We start from the raw sequence: 23023 nt of genomic DNA, 5'->3' as shown, positions 1-23023 counted from the left end.
TGGGGAGCGGTCTTCGCCCTCCCTCTTAGGAGTGAGGCGGCGTCAGAGCTCGTCCCAGGGGACGTCCTGCAGCGTCTGCCGTACGCCGGCCATGAGGGTCTCGTCGACGGCGAAGACGTGCTCGTCGACGGCTGAGACGGCGGTGACGCCGATGGAGTTGGTGACGAACGCGGCGGTGTAGAGCGGCAGGTCCTCGAGGGTGACGGTGGCGCGGCGGGAGGGCAGGAGCGGTTCGAGGAGCTGCATCGTGATGCCCGGCAGCGCGGGGGCGTCCGGCCAGACGACGTGCGTGCCGTCGAAGAACGCGATGTTGTGGACCGCCGCCTCGGTGATCTCGCCCTCGGGGGTGGTGAGCAGCGCGTCGTCGAAGCCGTGCTCGACGGCGGCCCTGCCCCAGTAGATCTGGCCGAAGCCGCCGAGGTGCTTGATGTGCGCGACCGGGCGCTGGTACGGCACGGACATCAGCCGCAGCGGCGTGGGTGACGGGTAGGCGGGCGGGCGGACGGCGACGAGCACCGACAGCGGGCCGCCCGGGCTCGGTTGATAGACGTTGACCCGCACGGCGGCGTCCGGGGTGTCGCGGACGGCGTGGCGCAGCAGCGAGCGGGCGTGCTCCGGCTCCAGGGCGGTGTCGAACAGGGCGAGCGACGCCGACGCCAGGCGGCTCAGGTGCAGGCCGAGGCCCTGCACGCGGCCGGAGCGGACCTGCAGCGCGGTCAGGTGCCCGTAGTTGACCAGCGTCGGGAAGTACAGCTCCTCAGGCGTTGGCGAGTGCCCGTCGATCTCCAGCCGGATCAGACCGTCCATGATCGCCCACCATAGTCCGCAGGACCTGCTCCAGATCGATGCGGGGCAGCATCCGGCCGTCGATCTTCACCAGCGGGCTGCCGGCGAGGCTGACGGGCGCGCCGGGGTCGGTGCCGGTCCGGCGCTCCTCCCACGCGGACTCCTCGATGGCGCGCAGCTGCGGCACGATGAAGCCGGCGCGGGCGTCGCCGGCCTCGACGAGCAGTACCCGGGCGGTCGCCTCGTCGACCTCGAGGTGCCCGCCGAGCAGGCCGGTCAGGCAGAACAGCGGCACCGACGCCCGCTGGTGGGTGAAGACGCCGCGCAGCGGGCCCCCGCCGACGAAGGGGATGACGTCGGCGGGGTACGGCACGATCTCGCTGATCTGGGTCAGCGGCGTGGCGAGCTCGACGCCGGCGTCGTACGTGAGGAACTTCCGCACGCTGGTCTCGATCGCGCGGCCGTCGAAGCGCGGGTCGGCCGCCTCGGGGCGCTCGGCGACGCGGGTCACGGGCGGCGCGCCACCGACGGGGGTGCCGAGCGCGGCGATCGTGCCGAGGTCCTCGTCCGCCCGCAGCGCCGCGCCGTCGAGCACCAGGTAGGAGCCGCCCTCCTGGCCGGGCAGGATCCCGATGGCGTGGCCCGCGGCGGGCAGGCCGAACCCGGGCATCGGGAGCACGTCGGCGTCCGGCACGGCGATGATGCTGACGACCTCCGTGACGGCGAACGCGAGCAGCCCCCGCTCGAACGACAGCGACACGCCGCGCTTGACGTCGACCGGGGTGAGCGCGCCGAGGCCCAGCACGGCGAGGGTGTCGACCGTCGGCACGAACCGGTCGCCGAGCTGGACGACGCCGTGGATCGTGGGGCCGTCCAGCGGCGAGGACTTGAGCACCAGCTCCGGCACCACCGAGTGGATGTGCGACACGTCGACGGCCAGGCCGATCTCGCCGCAGCGCAGCAGCATCATCATGCGCCGGCCGCCGGCGGAGATCCCCGCCGCCGCCTGCTGCGCCTGGGCGACCGCGCCGCTCGGCCCGCCGGTGTCGGCGGCGAGGACCATGCCCGGGGTGTGCCTCACCGCGGCGCAGTCCAGGACGCTGACGACGGCGCTGTCGTCGGGCCGCTCGAACGTGCGGCTGAACAGCGGCAGGTCGGCGTTGACGCTGATGTCCAGGTGCGCGTCGTCCTCGATGAGGACGACGCCGCGGACCACGTTGGCGAGCAGGCCGAACACCGACCCGTCGTAGGTGACGACCACGACGACCTCGGCGCCGGTGGCCTCCCGGCGGCCCAGCAGCAGCCGCAGGTCCAGCACCGGGATCACCTGGTGACGCAGGTTGACGGCGCCGACGAGGCCGGGTGCGACGGCGAGCAGCGGGTCGAACGCGGCGGGGCACGGGATCACCTCGCGCAGCTCCGACAGCGGCAGCGCCACCTGCACGTCGGCGACGGTGAACACCCCGTAGAGGGTCCCGGTCATGACCGTTCGGTGGGCGCGGCGCCGATCAGGTCGCCGATCAGGGTGTTCACGGTCTTCGACGTCTCCTGCTGGTGGCGGGTCGACGTGACGATCTGGTGGATCGACTCGGAGGTCTTGCCGACGCTGCGCAGGATCTCCTCGAACGCGTCCTGAGCCCGGTGCGCCACCTGCGCGCCCTGGTTGATCCGGGTCGCCGACTCCACGATGAGCCGGCTGATCTCCCGCGCCGACTCCGAGGACCGCTCGGCCAGCTTGCGCACCTCACCGGCGACGACGGAGAACCCGACGCCGTGCTCCCCGGCGCGGGCCGCCTCGATCGAGGCGTTGAACGCCAGCAGGTTCGTCTGCGACGCGATCTCGCCGATGACCTGCACGATCGCCGCGATCTGGTCGGAGGAGCGCTCCATCAGGTCGATGGCGTCGATCGACTTGCGCAGCTCCTCGAAGCCGCGCTGCGCGTTGGACTGGGTCTGCCCGGCCAGCTCGCTGGCGTGGCCGGCGTTGCCGACGATCTGCGCGATCGACGTCGACAGGTCGTCGATGGCGCCGCTCATCTCCCTGGTCTTCGTGGTGAGCCGGTGCTCCAGGGTGATCTGCTCGGTGATGTCCTGCGCGTACTTGACGACCTTCACCGGCTCGCCCTTGAGGTTGAAGATCGGGTTGTACGTGGCCTGCAGGTACACGTCGCGGCCGTACTTGCCGACCCGGTGGAACCGGCCCGCGAGGAACTCGCCGCGGCTCAGCCGCAGCCAGAAGTCCCGGTACTCCGGCGAGGTGATGTAGTCCTGGGTGCAGAACATGCTGTGGTGCTGCGTCACGATCTCGCGCAGCGTGTAGCCCATGGTGCGCAGGAAGTTGTCGTTGGCGGTCAGGATGTTGCCCTCGAGGTCGAACTCGGCGACCGCCTGCGCCCGGTCCATCGCGGTGACCTTGCCCTCGAACTCGGCGTTGCGCAGCCGCGACTCCGTCACGTCCGCCGCGAACTTCACGATCTTGTACGGCTGGCCGTCGAGGTCGAGGATCGGGTTGTAGGACGCCTGGATCCAGATCTCCCGGCCGTCCTTGGCGACCCGCTTGTATTCGCCGGTGTCGTACTCGCCGCGGCGCAGCCGTCCCCAGAACTCCTCGTACTGCTCGGAGGCCGCCTCCGCGGGCTCGACGAAGATCCGGTGATGCTTGCCGCGCAGGTCGTCGATGGTGTAGCCGAACAGGTCCAGGAAGTTGCGGTTGGCGTCCAGGACGATGCCCTTGGGGTCGAACTCGATGACCGCCTGGGCCCGGTTCAACGCCGCCACCTTGCCTTCGAACTCGGCGTTGCGCGACTTCTGCGCGGTGATGTCGGTGGCGTACTTGACGATCTTGTAAGGATGGCCCTCCAGGTCGAAGATCGGGTTGTACGTCGCCTGCAGCCACACCTCCTTGCCGCCCTTGCCGATCCGCTTGTACTCGCCGGTCTGGAACTCGCCGCGCGAGAGGGCCTCCCAGAACACCCGGTACTCGTCGCCGCCGACCTGCGCCGGGTCGACGAACATCCGGTGGTGCCTGCCGCGCACCTCGTCGACGTTGGTGTAGCCGGTGAGGTGCAGGAAGTTGCGGTTCGCGTCGACGATCGTGCCGTCGAGGTCGAACTCGATGACCGCCTGCGCCCGGTCGATCGCGGTGACCTTGCCCTCGTACTCGGCGTTGCGGTGCTTCGATGCGGTGATGTCGGTGGCGTACTTGACGATCTTGTACGGGCGGCCCTCCAGGTCGAGGATCGGGTTGTAGGACGCCTGCAGCCACACCTCCCGGCCGTTCTTGCCGATCCGCCGGTACTCGCCGGCCTCGTAGCGGCCCTTGGCGAGCTTCTGCCAGAAGTTGCGGTAGCCGGTGCCACGGGCCTCGTCCTCGGGGACCAGCATCTTGTGGTGCTGCCCGATCAGCTCGTCGGCGGTGTAGCCGGTGGCGTCGAGGAAGTGCTTGTTGACCTGCCGGATCGTGCCGTCGAGCTCGAACTCGATGACCGCCTGCGCCCGGTCGACCGCGGCGACCTTGCCCTCGAACTCGACCGTACGCAGCTTCTGGTCGGTCACGTCCATCGCGTACTTGATGATCTTGTACGGGCGGCCCTCCAGGTCGAGGATCGGGTTGTAGCTCGCCCGCAGCCACACCTCCCGGCCGCCGCGCCCGACCCGCTTGAACTCCCCGCTCTCCGGCTCCCCACGGACCAGCCGCTCCCAGAACTTGCCGTACTCGGCGCTGTTGGCGAACGCCTCGTCGACGAACATCCGGTGGTGCCTGCCGACCACGTCACCGAGCGAGTAGCCGGTCAGGTTCAGGAAGTTCTCGTTGGCGCCGATGACCTCGCCGTTGAGGTCGAACTCGACCACCGCCTGCGCCCGGTCGACCGCCGTGTAGCGCCCGCGCAGCTCCGCCAGGACGCGCCGGTCGTCGGTGATGTCGTACGCGGTGAGCAGGATCGCGTCCGGCTCCCTGCCCGCGCCGCGCACCGGCCCGCTGTTGAACCGCAGCCACCGCTGCCGCCCGCCGCTGTCGACGATCGACGTCACCTGCTCCAGGAACCGCCCCGCCCGCGCGCTGTCCAGGAGCTGGTCCATGATCTGCGACTGCAGGTGCCAGACCTCCTCCAGCCGCTTGCCGGCCAGGTCCGCCGGCGGCAGGTCGGTCGTCTCCAGCACCCGGTCGTTCACGGACGTGACCGTGCCGTTCTTCGCGTTCAGCACGACGATCATGCGTTCCTGCACCAGCAGGCTCAGTGATGCCTCCGCGAGCGCCGGCGTGTGGCTGTCGTTCACGAGGCTGATCGGTTCCGGCACGGTTGCTCCTCGGGTGCGCTTCGACCTGATCTTCGGCCGCCGCCCACCCGCCTTGAGAGGAACCATTCTTACGACTGAGGCGCCCGGACCGGGCGCCGTTGACAATGGCTGCCATGCGCATCCGGGCCGTGGACATCCTGATCACCGTCGCGGTCACCGCCGCCGGCGTGTATCCGGCGGTGCTGTGGGGCACGACCCTGGACGTCGCGCTGGCCCTGGTCGCGTCCGTGCCGCTGCTGTGGCGCCGGCAGGCCCCGATCCTCGTCGCGCTCGCCTGTGGCGTCGGCACCACCTGGCTCTCGGTCACCGACCACCTGTTCGACCAGCCCTATGGCCAGCTCGTGGCCACCTACACGTGGGCCGAGCTCGCCACGCCCGGATGGCGGCTGTTCGCCGCCGCCGGCACCGCCATCGGGGTCACCGTGTCCCTCGTCGTGCCGCAGGAGAGCCCGCCGTCCTTCGCCTATGTCGGGATGATGTTCGTCGCCGCCTATGCGCTCGGCACCGGCATGCGGGCCCGCCGCGACCGGATCGCGTTCCTGGAGGAGCGCACGCTGCGCCTCACCGAGGAGCAGGCCGGCGCGGCCACCGCCGAGCGGGCGCGGATAGCCCGCGACATGCACGACGTCCTCGCCCACTCCGTCGGCCTGATGGTCGTGCAGGCCGAGGGCGGCGCGTCGGTCGTGCGCACCGACGCGGTGCGCGCCGAGGCGGCGTTCGACGCGATCGCCGGCACCGGCCGCGAGGCGCTCGTGCAGCTGCGCCACGCCCTCGGCGTCCTGCGCGACGAGCGCCCCGAGACGCCCGGCCTCGACGCCGTCCCGTCGCTGGTCGAGCGCGCCCGCCGGACCGGCCTCGACGTCACCCTCACCCGCGACGCCGTCCCGCCTGTACCGGCCGAGGTCGGCGCGACCGCGTTCCGGGTCGTGCAGGAGGCCCTCACCAACGCGGTCAAGCACGCCGGTGCGCGTCATGTCGCCGTGGAGCTGGCGGCGGAAGGCCCGTCCTTACGCGTCCGGATCCGCGACGACGGCCGCGGCGGCACCCCCAAACCCGGCGGCCACGGCCTGTCCGGGATGGCGGAGCGGGTCGCGGCGGCCGGCGGCACCCTGCGGACCGGGCCCGCCGAGCCCGGCCCGGGCTTCGAGGTGTCCGCGCTGCTGCCGGCCGTGACCGGTTGACCCGCGTGCGCCCCACGGCCGCGCCGGCGGCGGCCTCGATCCCGGACGGAGGGGTCTCGGGCCGGCCCCGGAAGTCGTCGCGCCGGGTCGTGTGCGGCGGCGTGCGCGTGTCGCCGTCCTGGCGGCCGGGTGCCGTCGCGTCCGGTGGCGTTGCCGGTACAGACGGCGATGACCTGCCCGGATCGGCCGCCGGGGCGCTGCGGTGGCCGTGCTGCCCGCCGGGTGTCGTGGCCGCTGCCCGGTCGAGTCCGGCGCGGGTAGGTTGACGGCTGTGCTCAATGTCGTGGTCGCCGACGATCAGGCCCTCGTGCGTGACGGCCTGTGCATGATCCTTTCCTCCCAGCCCGACATCACCGTCGTCGCGGAGGCCGCCGACGGCGTCGAGGCCGTGGCCGCCGCCCGCGCGCACCACCCCGACGTCGTCCTCATGGACGTGCGCATGCCCAACCTCGACGGCATCGGCGCCACCCGGGAGATCAGCGCCTGTTCACCGGCGACGCGCGTGCTCGTCCTCACCACGTTCGACCTCGACGAGTACGTCTACGACGCGCTGCGTGCCGGCGCCTCCGGCTTCCTGCTCAAGGACATGCACCGCACGGAGCTGGTCGCCGCCGTGCGGACCGTCGCCGCGGGGGAGTCGCTGCTCGCGCCGACCGTCACCCGCCGCCTGATCGCCGACGTCCTGCGCCAGCGGGCACCCGTCGTCGCGACGCTCGCCCCGCTCGCCGCCCTCACCCCGCGCGAGCTGGACACGCTGCGCCAGGTCGCCCGCGGCCTGTCCAACGCCGAGATCGCCGCGGAGCTGTTCGTCACCGAGCACACCGTCAAGACCCACGTCTCGAGCCTCCTGTCCAAGCTCGGCCTCCGCGACCGCGTGCAGGCGGTCGTCGTCGCGTACGAGTCCGGGCTGGTCCGCCCCGCCGCCCCCCTGTAACACCTGTGTAGCGTGTGGTCGGTGGATCTGCGTTCCGGCACCCTGGAAGACCGCGAGGAGCTGCTGTACGAGCTGCTCGACCGGGCACCCGTCGACCCCGCCGCGGCGGAGACGGTCCGCGCCGTCGTGCGCGACTACCAGGATCATCATCGGTCGCTGTATACCAGAGCCCTGAACCGCGCGGACGCCTTCGTCGACGCGTCGCTGCGCGAACCGCTGCTCGCGGCGCTCGCCGACACCCGCTACAACTGCCAGGCGTGGGCGGCCATGGGCTGCGCGGCCGGAGGCTTCACCGAGGCGGTGCCGACCCTGCTGGACCTGCTGGACGACCGGGACTGGAACATCCGCGAGCAGGCCGTCCGCGCGCTGGGCCGGCTCGGCGACGCGTCCGTGGTGCCCGCGCTCGCGCCGCTGCTGCGCGACCCGCAGGAGCATCCCCGCCAGTACGCCGCCGACGCCCTCGCAGACATCGGCGGGCCCGAGGCACTCGAGGCGCTGTGGCACGAGCTGGAGCACCGGCGCTTCCCCCGGATCGGCTACATCGCCAGCAACCTCGCCCGCTTCACCCCTGCCGTGCTGCCCCGCCTCGCGGAGGCCGCCACGAGCGCCGACCCCAACGTGCGGTACTGGGCGGCGGTCGCGCTGGGCTCCACCGGCGACTCGTTCGCGGCCCCGATCCTCGAGCGGCTCATGGCGACCGACCACGCCGCCACGGTCTTCGACGGCCGCGTCGACGTCGCCGCGAAGAAGGCCCTGCGCACCCTGCGGCGCATCCAGGCCGCCGTGGCGGCGCGCGCGACCGGCTCCGCCGACTCGGCCGCGGGCTGACTCCACCACCGGCTCCGCCGTCGGCCGCCGTCGGCCGCCGGTTCCGCTGTGGGCTGCCGTCGGCCGCGGTTCGGCTGTGGGCCGCGTCGGCCGCCGGTTCCGCTGTGGGCCGCGGTTCGGCTGTGGGCGGATTCCGCCACCGGTGAACCACTCTTGATCGATGGCTGCGGGCGCGGTCGAGTGGGCGGATGAGCATCGGAGTCCGTTCGTCGCCGTACTGGCCCGTCGTCAGCCATCCGAAGCTCGGCCGGATCCTGCCCGGACTCGTCGTCTCCGCGCTCGGCGACGGCATGTCCCTCGTCGCCGTCACGTGGCTCGCGTTGCAGCTCGCCCCGCAGGAGCACCGCGGCACCTGGGTGGCGGTGGCGGTGGCCGCGTATTCGCTGCCGAGCGCCGCCGGCGGGGTCCTCTTCGGGCGGTTCCTGCGGCACCGCGGCGGCGCCCAGCTCGCCGGGTGGAACGCCATCCTGCGGGCGGCCGCCCTCGGCGCGATCGCGCTCGCCGCCGCGCTCGGAGCGCTGCACCTGCCGCTGTACGTGGCGCTGCTCGCCGTCTCGTCGCTGCTGGCGGCGTGGGGATCGGCCGGGCACTACACGCTCATCGCGGAGCTGCTGCCGCCAGTACACCACCTGCCGGCGAACGCGGTGCTCACCACGATCGCCAACGGCGCCACCATCGCCGGGCCGCCGCTCGCCGGGCTGCTCATCGGCTGGACCAGCCCGGCGACCGTCATCGCGATCGACGCGGCCAGCTTCGCGGTGCTCGCGCTGACCTACCGCCTGGCGGTGCCGCCGGGCGTTCCCGCGGCGGACGGCTCGTCGTCCAGGGCCGGGTTCGCGGCCCTGCGGCGCGACCGCACGCTGCTCGGCCTGCTCGCCCTGTCGTTCGCGTTCTTCTTCCTGTTCGGCCCGTTCTACGTCGCCATGCCGGTCCACGTCGCCACCGACCTGCACGGCTCGGCGACGCTCCTGGGCGGCTACTACACCGCGTTCGGCGCCGGGGCGCTGCTCGGCGGCCTCGTCACCGGATACCTGCGGCGGCTGTCACTGTGGCCGACAACGATCGGCATCGTCCTCGCCTTCGGCACCGCGATGCTGCCGCTCGGCCTCGACGTGCCGACCCCGGTGGCGATCGGCAGCTTCGCGCTCGCCGGCGCGATCTGGGCACCGTACATGGCGACGTCGATGGCGCTCTTCCAGCGCACCACGCCCGCCGCCGACCTGCCGCAGGTCCTCGCCGCCAACGGCGCCGTCCTCGTGCTCGCGGTCCCGCTCGGCACGATGCTCGGCGGCCCGCTCGTCGCCCTGCTCGGCGCCCGCCCCACCCTGCTGGCCTGTGCGGCCGCGACGATCGCCCTCGGCGTTTTTGTCATACCCGTGTGGTGGTATCGACGGCATGGAAGCGGTGGCGGTCCGGCATGACACAGGTTCACATTCGGAGTTCCGGCTCACGCAGGTGGCCGACACCCTCGTCCCCGCGGTGCGCAAGGCGGGCTTCACCCGCGAGGACGGCCACTGGCTGAAGCGGTTCCCGGCGGACACCCCGCACCTGGACCGCGCCTGGGAAAACTTCGCCCGCCTGGTCGTCCTGATGCTGCGCCAGTCCGCCGGCCTCGATCCGGTCCCGTGGGACACGGCACTCGACGAGGTCTGCCGCCGCCTGGATGCCGCGGGCGTCGACTGGTGGCTCACCGGCAGCGCCGCCCTCGCCGTCCGCGGCCTCCCGCTCACCCCGGGCGACCTCGACCTGGTCGTCTCCGCCGCCGACGCCCGCCGCGTCGGCGACCTGTTGCTGGACGGCTTGATCGAGCCCGTCGCCCCGGCCGACTGGTTCTGCGACTGGTGGGGCAGAGCGATGCTCGGCGCCCGCGTGGAGTGGGTCGGTGGAGTCGGCCCCGCCGCCGACCAGCCCGCCCCGACCGACTTCGGCCCGGCCGCCGCCGCCCACCTCGATCTCGTCCACTGGCGCGGCCACAAGCTCCGCTTACCCCCGCTGCCCCTTCAGCGCGCCGTCAGCCTGCGCCGCGGCCTCCACGAGCGGGTCAGGCTGATCGACGCCGTCGACTGACCGGTGCCGCACCCTGACGGACGTGACCAGCCACCACGACCAGCGGCGACGCCTGGCTGCCGTGGCCAGGAGCCTGTGTCTGAGAGTGTGTTGAGAAGTGGGTCTATTTGTCGTCGGGCCAGCGCCAGCGTTGTTGGCGGGTGGCTGGCTGGCCTCGGGCGATGCGGTTGGTCATGGTGTTGATCGCGGCCCAGCGGATCATGGCTTCGGAGGTGGCGGGGTCGCGTTCGTAGTCGCGGGCGAGGCGGCGGTGGGCGGTGAGCCAGGCGAGGGTCCGCTCGACGCACCAGCGGCGCGGGATGACTGCGAAGCCTTGTTGGCCTTCGGGTTTGCGCATGATGTGCAGTTTGGTGCGCAGAGTGCTGGTGGTCCAGTCGACGAGCTTGCCGGTGAAGCCGCCGTCGGCGAAGACGAACCGGATCGGCGCGGCCAGGTACATGGACAGCAGGGTGGTCTTGGCCCCGTCGCGGTCCTGGACGCTGGCGGCGAGGACGACCACGTTGATGAGCAGGCCGAGGGTGTCGGTGACGATGAACCGGTTGCGGCTGTTGATCTTCTTGCCCGCGTCGTAGCCTCGACTGCCGCGCCCGACGGTGTCGGCGCCCTTGACGCTTTGGGAGTCGATGATGCCCGCGCTGGGCTGCGGGTTGCGGCCCTGCTGTATCCGCGCTCGCTCCCGCAGCGTGGTGAGCATCGCCTCGGTGACCTTGGACTCTTCCCACTGTTTGAAGTACCAGTAGACCGTCTGCCATGGCGGGAAGTCGCCGGGCAGGTACCGCCAGGCGCAGCCGGTGCGGACCACGTACAGGACAGCGTCCACAATGGATCTGCGCGGGTGCTTTCCGGCCTACCAACGCGTTTGGGCGCCGGGAGTAGCGGCCCGACCAGCGCCCACTGCTCGTCGGTCAGGTCTGAGGGGTACCGCCACGGCCGGAGCATCCGGCCACGTTGGCGGTATCGACACCGGTGGTCACGCAGGCACACCGATGCATCATCGGATCTTGTCCCAGAATTCCCATTCCTTGCCGTGGTCGGGGCACTGTTCCCTGAGCTGCTGGGTGGCCAGCGATAACGCCCTGCGACCAGGCTCGTCCGGCGTGTAGCGCAACTCGAACTTCTGGCCGCAGCTCACACACCGAAGCATGACGTTCCTGGGGGTGCGGCCCCAGACCGCGCGCTCCGCGTCGGGCGGGATCCAGGGGCTCGGCTCGGTGGCCCAGTCGGCGTCGTAACGCTGCACTGCTTCGACGAACTCCGCGGGCGGCCGGTAGGCATGAGCGGAGACGTAATGCCAGATCAGCGCCGGCGCTGCGAACATCACGCCCGGCCGGGCCGGCACCCTGATCTCGCGGAACGCAAGCCAGGACTGGCCGTCCGACCGTGGATCGGCGATGAGACTCGTGTCTGACGGGCAGAACTCACAGTGGTGCAGGCCGCGCGTCTCGTTGACGGCTGGGTTGCCGACGATGTCGAGCAACGCGTCGGCGAACCAGTCCGGGACCGGGCCCGTGTCGAACGGCTGCGAGCCATCCAACCAGCCGACGCTGAGCCGCTCGTACCGCGGCCGGTAGTCCAGCGTGCCCCATTCGTATCTGACGGTGTCGTGGTCGAAGAGCGAGTACGCGTGCGTCAGGTCTGCGAAGTAGGTCACCGAGGCAAGATACGGCGTTGGGTGCAATAACCGGCGATGAGGTCGGTCATGCGGTCGAGACCTGCACGTCGGTCAGGCCCGATGAGTAACGCCGCAGCCGAGACGTCCAGACATCTTGGTGGCGGCTACGCCCAACGATAATGGACCCACTTCTCAAACACGCTCGGAGCCTTGGCGGTGGGTTGTGGTGGCCGGGTGACAGCGTGGCGATGGGGAACAAGCGCGGGCACTTGATAGGGACGGGGTTCCTGCACCAGCTGCCCTCAAGAGCCCGCGATGTCATTGCACCCTGCCCTGCGCCGGGGCGGGAAGCCACGTCCCGGCAGGTCGTGTCCGTGCGGCTGTGCCACTCGCGCGAGGAGGTGTCCGACCGGTACCTGGTCGACAACGGCGTGAATTGGCGAGCGCTGCCTGCGGACTTCCTGCCCTGGCGGACCGTGTACGGATTCCTGGCCCGCTGGTCGGACGACCTGTCCACGGTCACCCTGACCGACCGGCTCCGCGCCGAACTGTGCGCCGCGGTGGGCCGGCACCCCCAGCCCGCCGCGGGGTGCGACGGCCGGTCGTACGGTCGTCGAGTCGCGTTCCTTGATAGTGGACATGTCTCCGCTATAGTGGATTCGTGGCAGGTGGTGCGGGTTTCCTCTCCAGCGGGTTGTCGATGACTGAGCTGGGGTTGCGGATACGGGCTCGGCGGCGCGCGCAAGGGCTCGCGCTGGAGCAGCTGGCCGAGCTGAGTGGCGTGAGCCGCAGCATGGTGTCGGATGTGGAGCGAGGCACGAAAACGCCGACCGTCCTGGTCCTGGACAGGCTTGCGACGGCGTTGGGCACGTCGATCTCCCGCCTGCTGGATGAGCCTGCCGGCAACGCGTTCGTGCTGCTGCGCAACGGACAACAGCGGGTGGTCCGCGACCCCGCGGGGTGGGAGCGGCGCATCCTTTCGCCGGTGCTGCCCGGCGTCGAGTTCGAGTTCATGCGCACAGTGCTGGGACCCGGCGTCGATGCCGGGGAGTTCTCGCCGCACCGTCCGGGCTCGCGCGAATACGTGGCGGTCGAGTCGGGACGTCTCACGCTCACGATCGACGGTCAGGCAGCGACGCTGGAGGAAGGCGATTCGGTCTACTACCCCGGCGACTGCCGGCACGCGTTCGCCAACAGCGGGGACGTCGAGTGCGTCTACTACCTGGTGATGGATCTCGGGACGGCCGGGCCGCACGCGGCCTGGCCGGACAGGGAGCGGTGATGGATGAGCTGAGGCGTGCGGGCCGGCTCGCCGCCGACGTCACGGCCGATCATCTGGGTGGTGTCCGTGACCGGCCGGTCTGGCAACCGGTGACGGAGGCCGACCGCAGCTGGCTGATGCGTCAGGATCTGCCTGCAGCGGGCCGGCCGTTGACCGATCTGGTCCACGACATCCGCACCCGCGTGCTGCCGTACCCGATGGGCAACGGTCATCCCCGGTTCTTCGGCTGGGTGAACTCCGCACCGTCCGCGGCCGGCGTGCTGGTCGCACCCATCGCCGCCGCCCTGAACCCGAGCTGCGCCGGCGGCGACCATGCCGGCGTGCTGCTGGAGCACACCGTGCTGAGGTGGCTTGCCGAGCTGGTCGGATTTCCGCACCGTCCGGGCGGGGGATTGCTGACCAGCGGCGCTTCGATGGCGACCGTGGTCGCGCTGGCCGCCGCCCGTCAGCGCGCCGTCGGCCGGGACGGCGCCGACGTCCGTGAGGAGGGGCTCTACGGTCTCCCGCCGATGGTCCTGTACGTGTCCGCGGAGGGGCACAGCTGTCTGCGGAAGGCGGCCGAGCTACTGGGCCTGGGCAGCCGTCACGTGCGGGTGGTGCCCGTGGACGGCGGGTTCCGCATGGACGTCGACGCGTTGCGGGCCTTGGTGACCCGTGACGCGCGGGCGGGGCTACGACCGTTCTGCGTGGCGGCGAGCGCCGGCACCGTCAACACCGGCGCCGTCGACGCGTTGGACGAGATCGCGGACGTCGCCGCCGCCCACGGGCTGTGGTTCCATGTCGACGGCGCCTACGGCGCGCTCGGTGCGCTCGCCTCCGGCGCCGCGTCCGCCGGCTACGCGGGTATGGCGCGGGCCGACTCGCTCGTCCTGGACCCGCACAAGTGGCTCGGTGTGCCGGTCGGCTGCGGGTGCGTGCTCTGGCGTGATCCGGCCTTGGCCCGGGCCACGTTCAGCCTCATACCCGCCTACCTGCGCGACGATCACGAGGACGGGCTCGGATGGTTCTCCGAGTACGGCCCCGAGCAGACCCGCCCGTTCCGGGCGCTGCGGACCTGGGCCACCATGTCACACCTCGGCAGGGACGGCATCATCCGGCTGGTCGGCACGACGGTCCGGCTCGCGCACACCCTGGCTGCGATGATCGACGCCGCCCCCGACTTCGAGTTGCTCGCCCCCGTCAGCACCTCGATCGTCGCGTTCAGGTACCACCCCGTCGACCGGGACGACCGGCTGGACGACCTCAACCGCCGGATCCCCGCGATCGTCCAGCACCGCGGGAGCGCCTTCCTGACGGGCACCCGGCTGGCCGGGGCCGAGGCCCTTCGCGCCTGCCTGCTCAACCCGGCGACCACCGAAGACGACCTCGTCCTGCTGCTCGACGAGATCCGCGGTGCGGCGACCACCGCAACCGCGGAGATCCACCCATGAGCACCGGCCACCTCATCGTCGACCTCGGCGGTGTGGTGTTCCACTTCGATCACGCCCGCCGGCTCGAACGGCTCGCCCAGGCATGTGGGCGGAAGGACGTCAGTGCCCGCCGTACAGCTCGGTGACGGTGACGCCGGTGGCGCGCAGGGCGGCGAGTTCGGCGGGCGGGCAGCAGCTGGTCGACGTGGACGCCGCGCGCGGCCAGCGCGACCAGCACATCCTGCTGAGCGGCGGACGCCGGCACGTCGACGCGGGTGAGGCGCGGGCAGTCCAGCAGCGGCCGCAGGTCGGTGGCCGGGGTGACGCCGATGCTGAGCAGGGCCAGCGAGGGCAGCTCCGTGAGCGGCGCGAGGTCGGGGACGGCCGACGCGGGCAGGTGCAGCACCCGCAGGTCCGGGAAGGCGGCGATGCCGTCCAGGCCGCGGATCACCGGGTCGGCGCCGGCGGGGACGGCGCTGCGCAGCAGGGCGTGTTCGGTCCACCGGGCCTCGGCGACGCTCCCGGCGACCGGTGCCCGCAGCAGCTCCCCGTGGCGGGCCTGCCGGTCCTGGACGTTCTGCCGCGACAGCGACCGGCGCACGGGCGACGTGTAGTCGCATTCCAGCAGCGCCAGCCGCAGGCAGTCGTCCATGCGGGCAACGCTACTGGACGGCGGCGAGGGCCTTGACGATGTTGCGTTCGGCGAGGTCCAGCATGAAGTCCCGGCCCGGGAAGTCGGTGGCGGCGATCCGCAGCGGGCCTTCCACGAGCGAGAGGGTCTGCGCGTACTCGTACAGGCGCAACCGCCGCGGGTCGAGCTCGACGGGGCGCAGCGCGGGGTAGTCGTCGCCGAAGCGCAGCCGGAGGAACGCGTGCTCCCACTCGACGTCGAAGAACGTGAGTCCCTCGATGTCGATGACGACGGCCTCGCCCGCGGGCGTGACGAAGACGTGGTCTGGCCCGAGTTCGCCGTGGATCAGCGTGTACGACTGCCGCGCCGTCACCGCGCCGCGCAGCGCCCGCACGTGGGCCGCGACCCGGTCCCGGTGCGAGGAGAGCCGCCCGTCGAGCGCCGTGGCGGCGTCGAGGTGTGCCAGGGCCCGGTCGACGATGACGTCCTCGGCCGGTCGCTGCCCGGATCCGGTCGGGCCGAGCAGCCGCCCGTACCAGGAGGACGTCGTCGTGTGCATGCGGCGCAGGGCGTCGCCGAGGGCTTCCAGCGGCGCCGCGGCGGCCGCCCGGTCGTCCCGCAGCAGCGTCTCGAGGCGCACCTCGCCGACGTCCTCGATGAGGGCCAGGTCCGCGTCCAGGTGGTCGCAGGACCGGTCGAGCACGAGCAGGTGCGGCACCCTGACCCCGGCGCCGGTGAGCGCCGCGTGCGCGGCGGCGAACAGCTCGGCGCCCGACGCGTCGGTGAACGGGTCGTCCGGCACGGCCGACGGCGACGGCGGCCAGTAGTTCTCGCCGGCGGCCCAGACGTACAGGATCACGGCCTGGCCGTCGTCGAGCCGGAGCCGGTACACGCCCTTCTTGGACCCGCCGGTCACCCGGTCCAGCGCCACCAGGCGCCGATCGGACCCGAACTGCGCCGCCACCAGGCCGCGCAGATCCTCCACCCGCAGAAACTCCCGCATCACGGCCCCCGTCCGTCCCCGCCGACCCGCAATCGTGCCCGACCGCCCCACGGGCCGGCAACTCGATGACACCCGGGGCGGTAGCCGTACACCACCTGCCGCCGCCGATCGTGGGAGCTTCTGTCCCTCCATTCCTGACGAGGTCCCCATGAAGCGTCTGTCCGGCCGGCGGCCGTGAGGACGGACATGTGGCGTCGGTGCGCCGTGCGCTACCTGGTGCCGGAGCTGCCCGGCGCGTGGGGCGCCGCGGGTGCCCTGCTCCATCAGGGTCCGGACGACTGGATCCTGCGGTGCGTGGTCATGTCGACCACCCGCTCGGCGGACCAGTTCAAGCTCGGCGCCCACGTGCAGCTGCTCGCCGTGCCGACCCGGTACCTCGTCGGGCCGTTGCACCAACCGCTGCGGCGGCTCGGGCCGCGCGTCTTCTGGGACACCCCGGCCACCGTCACCGAGGCGGGCCCGGGCATGGCGGAGATCGCCGAGGCCATCCGCGCGCAGGCCGTCCCGTACCTCGACACGTACGGGACCACCGAGGCGCTCCAGCGGCACTTCGACGAGCTGGTCGACGACAGGCCGTTCGACATCCACTTCCAGGAGGCCGCCTTCTGCCTCCGCCTGATCAACGGCGACGTCGACGGCGCGCTGGCCGCCGCGGCCGGTGCGGTGTCCGCCGCCGCTCAGGAGACCCGCGACTGGGCCCAGGAGCTGGCGGGGCGGGTGTCGGCGGTCGCGGATCAGCTCCGGACGGACCACGCGGCCGCGCTGCGGATGCTGCGCACCCACGCCGGGACGACCCGTCAGCACCTGCGGTTGCCGCCGCCCGCGTGAAGCCTTGTGTCACAGGCCGGCGGGCCGTCTCGTCTCGGGTGTCGTAGGCCGAGCGAGCGGAGGGTCATCATGCGGGTGTCGAGGCGCCTGGCGGTATTCGGCGCCAACGGGGCGACCGGGCGGGTACTGGTCGGGCAAGCGCTCACCGCAGGGCATCACGTCGCCGCGGTCGTGCGGCGGCCCGACGAGTTCCCGCTGCGGCACGAGCGGCTCGACGTGATCGCCGCCGACGTCCTCGACGAGCGGGCCGTCGACGCCGCCGTCGCGGGCCGGGACGCCGTGCTGTCGGCGCTGGGGGTACGGGCCGGGAAGCAGCCGGTCAGCGTGTACTCGCGCGGCGCGGCCAACATCGTCGCCGCGATGCGGCGGCACGGGGTGCGGCGCGTGGTCGTGGTCACCTCCGCCGGCGTCGACCCGCGCCCGTACTCCGGCGGCGGGTTCCTGTTCAACCGGGTCATGCTGCCGTACGTGACGCGGGTCCTCGGCAGGACGCTGTACGACGACATGCGGCGGATGGAGGAGCTGCTGCGCGCCAGCGACGTCGACTGGACGGCCGTGCGGCCCAGCGGCCTGTTCCACCTGCCGGCGCCCACGGCGTACACGATGGTCGAGGGGTTCGCCGACGGCATGTACACCGCCCGCGAGGACCTGGCCGCGAGCATGCTCGCGCTGCTCGACGACGACCGGTTCCTGCGCACCGCGGTCAGCGTCGTCACCACCGAGTCGAACCCCGGGCTCCTGCGGTGGATCCGCCGCGAGGCGGCGGCCAGGCGCTGACCCGCCACGGCCAGGCCGGCGCACGTCGGTAGATTGCGCTGATGCGGCTCACCAAGTACGGCCACGCCTGCGTCCGCCTCGAGTCCGGCGACCAGGTCCTGGTGATCGACCCCGGCGTCTACTCCGATCCGGCGTGCCTGTCCGGCGCGACGGCCGTGCTCGTCACGCACGAGCACGCCGACCATGTGGACGCGGCCGCCCTCGCCGCCCACCCGGACGCCACCGTCTACACCCATCCGGCGCTCGCACCGTCGCTCGGGGCGGTCCCCGTGGAGGTCGGCGACTCGTTCACCGCGGCGGGCTTCGCCGTCCGCGTCGTCGGCGGCCGGCACGCCGAGATCATCGACGGGCTGCCCGGCTGCGCCAACGTCGGGTACATCGTCGACGGCGTCTACCACCCCGGCGACTCGCTGTTCGTGCCCGCCGAGCCGGTCGACACCCTGCTCGTGCCCGCGTCCGGGCCGTGGGTCAAGCTCGGCGAGGTCATCACGTTCGCCCGCGAGGTCCGCCCGGCCCGCGCGTTCCCGATCCACGACGTGAACCTCAGCGAGATCGGCCAGTCCCAGTTCGACGAGTGGCTCGACGAGACCGCGGGCACCGCGTACGCCCGCATCCCTCTCGGCGCCTCGGCCGACCTCGCCTGAGCCCGGGCCCGACGACCCGGCGACTCGGCGACCCGGCGGCACCGGGGCGGGCAAGGGCTGTGGCGTGCGGCGTGCGGCTGTGGCGTGCGGCGTGCGGCTGTGGCGTGCGGCTGCGGCGTGGGCCCGTGGCGTGGGGCCGTGGCGTGGGGCCGTGGCGTGGGGCCGTGGCGTGGGCGGGGTGGCGCTGGCATGCTGGTCGCCTGACTGGACGGGCATCGGTGAGGCGGATGGGCAGGGCGGGCAGGAGGAGGGCGGCGCTGGTCGTCGCGGCTCAGGGCGGTGACGACCGGGCGCTCGACGGGCTCGTCGCCAGCCATCTGCCGCTGGTGTACTCGATCGTGCGGCGGGCGCTCGCCGGGCATCCGGCCGCCGTGGACGACGTCGTGCAGGACACGATGGTGCGGGCGCTGCGGCAGCTGCCGTCGGTGCGGGAGCCGGAGAGCTTCCGGGCGTGGATCGCGGCGATCGCCGTGCGGCAGGCCGCCACGTTCCTGCACGGGGACCGGGTCGCCGCCGGGCGGCGGGCTGCGCTGGACGACGTCGCCGGCGCGCCAGACGCCGGGGACTTCGAGGACCTCACCGTGCTGCGGCTGGACCTGGCGGCGCAGCGCCGGCAGGCGGGGCAGGCGGTGGCGTGGCTCGACCCCGACGACCGGCTGCTGTGGTCGCTCTGGTGGCTGGAGGTCGGCGAGGAGCTGAGCCGCGCCGAGCTCGCCGCCGCGCTCGGTGTGAGCGTCGCGCACGCCGCGGTGCGGGTGCAGCGCCTGCGCCGGCGCCTGGAGCAGGCCCGCGCGCTGGTCGCCGCGCTCGAAGCCCGGCCGCGGTGCCCCTGGCTGAGCACCCTGGTCGCCGACTGGGATGGCATCCCGGGCCCGCTGTGGCGCAAGCGGATCGGCCGGCACACCCGGTCCTGCGCCACGTGCGCGGGCGCCGCCGAGGACCTTGTGGACACCGAGCGGCTGCTGACCGGGCTCGCGCTGCTGCCCGTGCCGGTGACCCTCGCCGCCGCGCTCGCCGCCCACGGCCTGCCCACCACCGCGTCGACCGCCACGTCCGCCGCCTGTTCGCCCGTACCGCCGGGTACGGGCGACATCGCCATTCCTGCCGCCGGTACGGGCGCCGCTCCGGGTGCGGGTACGGGCGCCGCTCCCGGTACGGGTACGGGCGCCGCTCCTGCCGTAGGTACGGGCGCCCTTCTCGGCCCAGGGGCGGTTGGCGCCACGCCGTCCGCCGTCGTGGCCGGGGCGCCCGCCGCGGCCGGGTGGCTGGCGGGCGTCCCGGTCGCGAAGGTCGCGGCCGCCGTCACGGTCCTGGCCGGCGCCGCCGTCGCCACGGTGGCCTGGCCCGGCCGCGCCGACACCCCGCCCCCGGCGGTGGCCGCGCCGTCCCGGACACCCCCGCCGGAATCCGCGCCGCCCGCCGCGCTGCGCCTCGGAGCGGTGTCCCTGGAGTCCGGCGCCGTCCCCGGGCGGTACCTCGGCACGACCGGCCAGCTGGGCACCCTCGTCACCGCGACCGGCCCGGCGACGTTCGAAGCCGTGCCCGGCCTGTCCGACGCGGCGTGCTTCTCATTCCGGTCGGCGAACGGGCAGTACCTGCGCCACCAGTCGTGGCGGCTCCGGCTGAGCCGCGACGAGGGCAGCTTCGTGTTCCGCGGCGACGCCACGTTCTGCGCGACCGTCACCGACGCCGGCGAGGTGTTCCTGGAGTCCGCCAACTACCGCGGCCACTTCGTGCACCGGCAGGGTTACGAGCTGTGGGTCGACCAGGCGGACGGCAGCGCCGCGTTCCGCGCCGACAGCGCGTTCCGGGTGCGCCCGCCGCTGTCGTGAGCCCCGCGATCTCCCGGGATCCGGGCGAATCGGCGCGGGGGCGCGGGGCGGGCCACTACCGTCAGGACGGTGGGCTTGCGGGGCACGGTGGTCGCGATCGTCGTGTCGAGCGTGCTGCTCGCCGGGTGCGGCGCCGAGCCGAAGCCGCCGGCCGGGACACCGTCAGGGCCGCCACCGTCCGGTGTGCTCGTCCTGTACGACACGACCGGGTCCTACGGTGACCTCGGCGAGCTGTACGCCGTCCAGGCCGGCAACCTCGCGTCCCATTTCGGGAAGTGGGAGGCGGCGCCGGTCACCAGGTACGCGAAGGGCAGCGCGGCACGGCACCGGCTGACGATCTACGTCGGGTCGACGTACGACGAGCCGCTGCCCGACGCGTTCCTCGCCGACGTCGCCGGCGGCGCGCCCGTACTGTGGATGGGCGCGAACATCTGGCAGCTCATCGGCAAGTACGGGGGCACGGGTCTCAACTCGGCGACCATCGACGAGACCGCCGTGTCGGCCGTCCGGTACCGCGGGACGGAGCTCACCCGCAACCCCGCCGCCGGCGCCATGGTCCGCATCGGCGTAGCACCGGACGCCAAGGCGACGACGCTCGCCGGCGCCGTCCTGCCGGACGGTACGGAAGCCCCCTACGCGGTACGGGTCGGCGCGCTCACGTACCTGACGGAAGTACCGCTGACCTACGTGACGTTCGACGACCGGTACCTGGTCCTCGCCGACCTGCTGTACGCGCTGCTCGACCCGCAGGCGCCGGACCGGCACCGGGCGCTGGTGCGCATCGAGGACGTCGGCCCGCACTCCGACCCGGCGCAGCTGCGGGCCATCGCCGACTTCCTGTCGGCCCGCAAGATCCCGTTCGCGGTGGCGGTGTTCACGGTGTACGACGACTGGGCCGGCGTGTACTCCGGCGGCGTGCCCGTACACCGGACGCTGAGCGGCACGCCCGCGGTCGTCGACGCGCTGCGGTACATGAGCGAGCACGGCGGCACGCTCATCATGCACGGCTACACGCACGGCCTCGCCGGGGTCCGCAACCCGTACGGCGTCAGCGCCGAGGACTACGAGTTCTACCGCGCCCACGTCGACGACGCCGGCGTGGTCCAGCTGGACGGCCCCGTCCAGGACGACTCGCCGGAGTGGGCGCTCGGCCGGCTCACCGCGGCCCGCCAGGAGTGGACCGCCGCGGGCCTGCCGGTGCCGGACATCTGGGAGTTCCCGCACTACACGGCGAGCGCCGCCGACTACCGGGCGATCGCCTCGGCGCCGGGCATCCGGGCCCGCTACGAGCAGGTCCTGTACTTCTCCGGCGTCCTGTCCGGCACGCCGGCCGGCAGCCGGTCGGTCAGCCAGTACTTCCCGTACCCGGTGCAGGACGCCTACGGGACGCCGGTCATCCCCGAGACGCTCGGCAACGTCGCCACCCAGCGGTTCAACCAGCACGGCGTGCGGCTCGCCGCGGACCTGATCGCCTCCGCGCGCCGCCAGCTCGTCGTCCGCGACAACGTGGCGAGCTTCTTCTACCACCCGTTCCTCGGCCTGCAGTACCTGCCGGAGCTCGTCGACGGCATCCAGCAGCTGGGCTACACCTTCGTGCCGGCGACGTCACTCCTGTGAGGGCGCGGCGGCTGCCGACCCCACCGCCCGGCCGCCGACACGGGGGTGTTTAGCCTTGCGCGGTGCAGAAGACGCGATCACTCCGGCCGAAGTGGGGCATGCTCGGCACCGTCATCGTCGTGGCGGCCGCGGTCTTCGCTGTCTACCGGATCGGCCCGTGGGCGCCGGAAACCGAGCCGGAGACCGGGACGCCCCGGCCGCTCGGCTCGCCCGTAGCGGTCGCGGGACGGTCCGTGTCGGTGATCGGCGCCGGTGACATCCTGCTGCATCCCGACCTGTGGAACCAGGCGAAGCAGGACGGCGGCGGCACGATGGACTACGCGCCGATGCTCGCCGGGGTCAAGGACTCCATCGAGGCGTCCGACCTGGCCCTGTGCCACATGGAGACGCCGGTCGCGCCGCCGGGCGGGCCCTACACGGGCTTCCCGCGCTTCAGCGTGCCGCAGGAGGTGGTGCGGGCGATCAAGGCCGTCGGCTACGAGGGCTGCTCGACCGGCTCGAACCACAGCATCGACCAGGGCTTCGACGGCGTCAAACGCACCCTCGACGCGTTCGACCAGGCGCAGCTCGGGCACGCCGGCACCGCCCGCAGCGCGGACGAGGCGAAGCGGCCCCAGCTGTACACCGTCAAGGGCGTCAAGATCGCTCACCTGAGCTACGCGAAGTACTTCAACGGCCTGAACCGGCCGGCCGGGCAGGAGTGGGTCGCGAACCTCATCGATCCGAAGAAGATCGAGGCGGACGCCGCCGCGGCCCGCACCGCCGGCGCCGAGATCGTCGTGGTCAGCCTGCACTGGGGCACCGAATACGTGCACGAGCCCGACGTCGACCAGCAGACCTGGGCCCGGGCGGTCGCCGCGCTGCGCAACGTCGACGTCGTGTTCGGCCACCACGCGCACGTGGTGCAGCCGGTCGAGCGCATTTCCGGCAAATGGATCGTGTACGGCATGGGCAACCAGATCGCCCGCCACGAGGAGCCGATCAACGACAACAGGGAGGGCGTGATGGTCCGTGTCACGTTCACTCCTTCGAGCGAGGCGAAGCGATGGACGGTCGCCGCGGTCGAGGCGATCCCGACGTTCGTCGACCTGAACCCGGACATTCGGGTGATCGACCTGGAACGGGCGTTGGCCGACCCGGGCCTTCCGGCCGCCCGCCGCCGGATCTACGAGGCCGCCGTCGAGCGGATCCAGGGGCATCTGCTGACCCGCGGGGCGGACGAGGCCGGTCTGATCGTCCGCGGCACGGCGCCCGCGCCCCGAACCAGTTGATCAACGTGACGGAGTGTCGTAG

General features: G+C 72.6%; 20 protein-coding genes. 13 read left to right on the top strand and 7 right to left on the bottom strand.

Annotated features, from left to right (window positions below; translation table 11 throughout):
- Positions 1-42: 42 nt before the first annotated feature.
- Genes ACQEVZ_RS03795 through ACQEVZ_RS03785 form a run of 3 tightly spaced genes read right to left on the bottom strand, consistent with a single transcriptional unit; the run spans position 43 to position 5085 of the window.
- The gene (locus ACQEVZ_RS03795) at positions 43-807 is read right to left on the bottom strand and encodes an aminotransferase class IV (protein ID WP_433361338.1); all 765 of its coding nucleotides are present in this window, start codon (positions 805-807) and stop codon (positions 43-45) included.
- Positions 758-2269, bottom strand: a complete 1512-nt coding sequence (locus ACQEVZ_RS03790; protein WP_433361335.1) for a chemotaxis protein CheW — start codon at positions 2267-2269, stop codon at positions 758-760. Before ACQEVZ_RS03790 ends, ACQEVZ_RS03795 begins: the two co-directional genes overlap by 50 nt.
- Positions 2266-5085: a PAS domain S-box protein gene (locus tag ACQEVZ_RS03785; protein WP_433361332.1), complete on the bottom strand. Its 2820-nt coding sequence runs from the start codon at positions 5083-5085 to the stop codon at positions 2266-2268. Before ACQEVZ_RS03785 ends, ACQEVZ_RS03790 begins: the two co-directional genes overlap by 4 nt.
- Positions 5086-5198: 113 nt before the next feature.
- On the opposite strand from ACQEVZ_RS03785, the gene ACQEVZ_RS03780 reads away from it, so the two are divergent.
- From ACQEVZ_RS03780 to ACQEVZ_RS03760, 5 genes are all read left to right on the top strand, one after another.
- Positions 5199-6266 carry a sensor histidine kinase gene (locus ACQEVZ_RS03780; protein WP_433361329.1) on the top strand — a complete coding sequence of 356 codons (1068 nt, stop codon included), beginning with the start codon at positions 5199-5201 and terminating at the stop codon, positions 6264-6266.
- 271 nt (positions 6267-6537) lie between these two features.
- Complete coding sequence (locus ACQEVZ_RS03775; RefSeq protein ID WP_433361326.1) at positions 6538-7200, top strand: response regulator; 663 nt, start codon at positions 6538-6540, stop codon at positions 7198-7200.
- Between the two features lie 21 nt (positions 7201-7221).
- Entirely contained in the window at positions 7222-8028 is an 807-nt protein-coding gene (locus ACQEVZ_RS03770) for a HEAT repeat domain-containing protein (protein ID WP_354896018.1), read from the top strand.
- A 188-nt stretch (positions 8029-8216) separates the two neighbouring features.
- Positions 8217-9449: an MFS transporter gene (locus tag ACQEVZ_RS03765; protein ID WP_433361322.1), complete on the top strand. Its 1233-nt coding sequence runs from the start codon at positions 8217-8219 to the stop codon at positions 9447-9449.
- Between the two features lie 34 nt (positions 9450-9483).
- Positions 9484-10095: a hypothetical protein gene (locus ACQEVZ_RS03760; protein WP_433361319.1), complete on the top strand. Its 612-nt coding sequence runs from the start codon at positions 9484-9486 to the stop codon at positions 10093-10095.
- A gap of 103 nt (positions 10096-10198) precedes the next feature.
- Here ACQEVZ_RS03760 and ACQEVZ_RS03755 read toward each other — a convergent pair.
- Together ACQEVZ_RS03755 and ACQEVZ_RS03750 are read right to left on the bottom strand one after the other, a co-directional pair.
- A protein-coding gene (locus ACQEVZ_RS03755; protein WP_433361316.1) for an IS5 family transposase occupies positions 10199-11034 on the bottom strand; the annotation gives its coding sequence in 2 pieces (ribosomal slippage) (positions 10199-10929 and positions 10929-11034; 837 coding nt in all).
- 52 nt (positions 11035-11086) lie between these two features.
- Positions 11087-11746: a hypothetical protein gene (locus ACQEVZ_RS03750; RefSeq protein WP_433361313.1), complete on the bottom strand. Its 660-nt coding sequence runs from the start codon at positions 11744-11746 to the stop codon at positions 11087-11089.
- Between the two features lie 622 nt (positions 11747-12368).
- Between ACQEVZ_RS03750 and ACQEVZ_RS03745 the strand changes: the two genes are divergently transcribed.
- Complete coding sequence (locus ACQEVZ_RS03745; RefSeq protein ID WP_433361310.1) at positions 12369-12989, top strand: helix-turn-helix domain-containing protein; 621 nt, start codon at positions 12369-12371, stop codon at positions 12987-12989.
- Positions 12989-14419: a pyridoxal phosphate-dependent decarboxylase family protein gene (locus ACQEVZ_RS03740; RefSeq protein ID WP_433361307.1), complete on the top strand. Its 1431-nt coding sequence runs from the start codon at positions 12989-12991 to the stop codon at positions 14417-14419. The genes ACQEVZ_RS03745 and ACQEVZ_RS03740 overlap by 1 nt, the downstream gene beginning before the upstream one ends.
- A gap of 49 nt (positions 14420-14468) precedes the next feature.
- On the opposite strand, the gene ACQEVZ_RS03735 is transcribed toward ACQEVZ_RS03740, so the two are convergent.
- Entirely contained in the window at positions 14469-15050 is a 582-nt protein-coding gene (locus tag ACQEVZ_RS03735) for a hypothetical protein (protein ID WP_433361304.1), read from the bottom strand.
- Positions 15051-15060: 10 nt separating this feature from the next.
- On the bottom strand, positions 15061-16035 hold the full coding sequence (locus ACQEVZ_RS03730) for a phosphotransferase family protein (RefSeq protein ID WP_433361302.1): 975 nt from the start codon (positions 16033-16035) through the stop codon (positions 15061-15063).
- Between the two features lie 183 nt (positions 16036-16218).
- Here ACQEVZ_RS03730 and ACQEVZ_RS03725 point away from each other — a divergent pair, with 183 nt between their 5' ends.
- The 6 genes from ACQEVZ_RS03725 to ACQEVZ_RS03700 all read left to right on the top strand — a co-directional run bounded on the left by ACQEVZ_RS03725 (position 16219) and on the right by ACQEVZ_RS03700 (position 23001).
- Positions 16219-16860: a hypothetical protein gene (locus tag ACQEVZ_RS03725; protein ID WP_433361299.1), complete on the top strand. Its 642-nt coding sequence runs from the start codon at positions 16219-16221 to the stop codon at positions 16858-16860.
- A 69-nt stretch (positions 16861-16929) separates the two neighbouring features.
- Positions 16930-17637, top strand: a complete 708-nt coding sequence (locus ACQEVZ_RS03720) for an NAD(P)-dependent oxidoreductase (RefSeq protein ID WP_433361296.1) — start codon at positions 16930-16932, stop codon at positions 17635-17637.
- A gap of 41 nt (positions 17638-17678) precedes the next feature.
- Positions 17679-18281 carry an MBL fold metallo-hydrolase gene (locus tag ACQEVZ_RS03715; RefSeq protein WP_433361293.1) on the top strand — a complete coding sequence of 201 codons (603 nt, stop codon included), beginning with the start codon at positions 17679-17681 and terminating at the stop codon, positions 18279-18281.
- A 227-nt stretch (positions 18282-18508) separates the two neighbouring features.
- Positions 18509-20113, top strand: a complete 1605-nt coding sequence (locus ACQEVZ_RS03710) for a sigma-70 family RNA polymerase sigma factor (protein WP_433361290.1) — start codon at positions 18509-18511, stop codon at positions 20111-20113.
- A 69-nt stretch (positions 20114-20182) separates the two neighbouring features.
- Positions 20183-21730 carry a DUF2334 domain-containing protein gene (locus ACQEVZ_RS03705; protein ID WP_433361287.1) on the top strand — a complete coding sequence of 516 codons (1548 nt, stop codon included), beginning with the start codon at positions 20183-20185 and terminating at the stop codon, positions 21728-21730.
- A gap of 62 nt (positions 21731-21792) precedes the next feature.
- Complete coding sequence (locus tag ACQEVZ_RS03700; RefSeq protein WP_344505619.1) at positions 21793-23001, top strand: CapA family protein; 1209 nt, start codon at positions 21793-21795, stop codon at positions 22999-23001.
- The last annotated feature ends 22 nt before the right edge of the window (positions 23002-23023 follow it).

Source organism: Dactylosporangium sp. CA-152071, from assembly GCF_050936335.1.
Lineage (GTDB): Bacteria > Actinomycetota > Actinomycetes > Mycobacteriales > Micromonosporaceae > Dactylosporangium > Dactylosporangium maewongense.
The sequence above is the reverse complement of the archived record's forward strand: the minus strand, read 5'-3'. Positions and strand labels throughout refer to the sequence as shown.

Excerpts from the sequence above, each read along its gene's own strand:
- ACQEVZ_RS03795 (WP_433361338.1), bottom strand. The coding sequence starts at position 807 with ATGGACGGTCTGATCCGGCTGGAGATCGACGGGCACTCGCCAACGCCT.
- ACQEVZ_RS03790 (WP_433361335.1), bottom strand. The coding sequence starts at position 2,269 with ATGACCGGGACCCTCTACGGGGTGTTCACCGTCGCCGACGTGCAGGTG.
- ACQEVZ_RS03780 (WP_433361329.1), top strand. The coding sequence starts at position 5,199 with ATGCGCATCCGGGCCGTGGACATCCTGATCACCGTCGCGGTCACCGCC.
- ACQEVZ_RS03765 (WP_433361322.1), top strand. The coding sequence starts at position 8,217 with ATGAGCATCGGAGTCCGTTCGTCGCCGTACTGGCCCGTCGTCAGCCAT.
- ACQEVZ_RS03740 (WP_433361307.1), top strand. The coding sequence starts at position 12,989 with ATGGATGAGCTGAGGCGTGCGGGCCGGCTCGCCGCCGACGTCACGGCC.
- ACQEVZ_RS03735 (WP_433361304.1), bottom strand. The coding sequence starts at position 15,050 with ATGGACGACTGCCTGCGGCTGGCGCTGCTGGAATGCGACTACACGTCG.
- ACQEVZ_RS03725 (WP_433361299.1), top strand. The coding sequence starts at position 16,219 with ATGTGGCGTCGGTGCGCCGTGCGCTACCTGGTGCCGGAGCTGCCCGGC.
- ACQEVZ_RS03720 (WP_433361296.1), top strand. The coding sequence starts at position 16,930 with ATGCGGGTGTCGAGGCGCCTGGCGGTATTCGGCGCCAACGGGGCGACC.
- ACQEVZ_RS03715 (WP_433361293.1), top strand. The coding sequence starts at position 17,679 with ATGCGGCTCACCAAGTACGGCCACGCCTGCGTCCGCCTCGAGTCCGGC.
- ACQEVZ_RS03710 (WP_433361290.1), top strand. The coding sequence starts at position 18,509 with ATGGGCAGGGCGGGCAGGAGGAGGGCGGCGCTGGTCGTCGCGGCTCAG.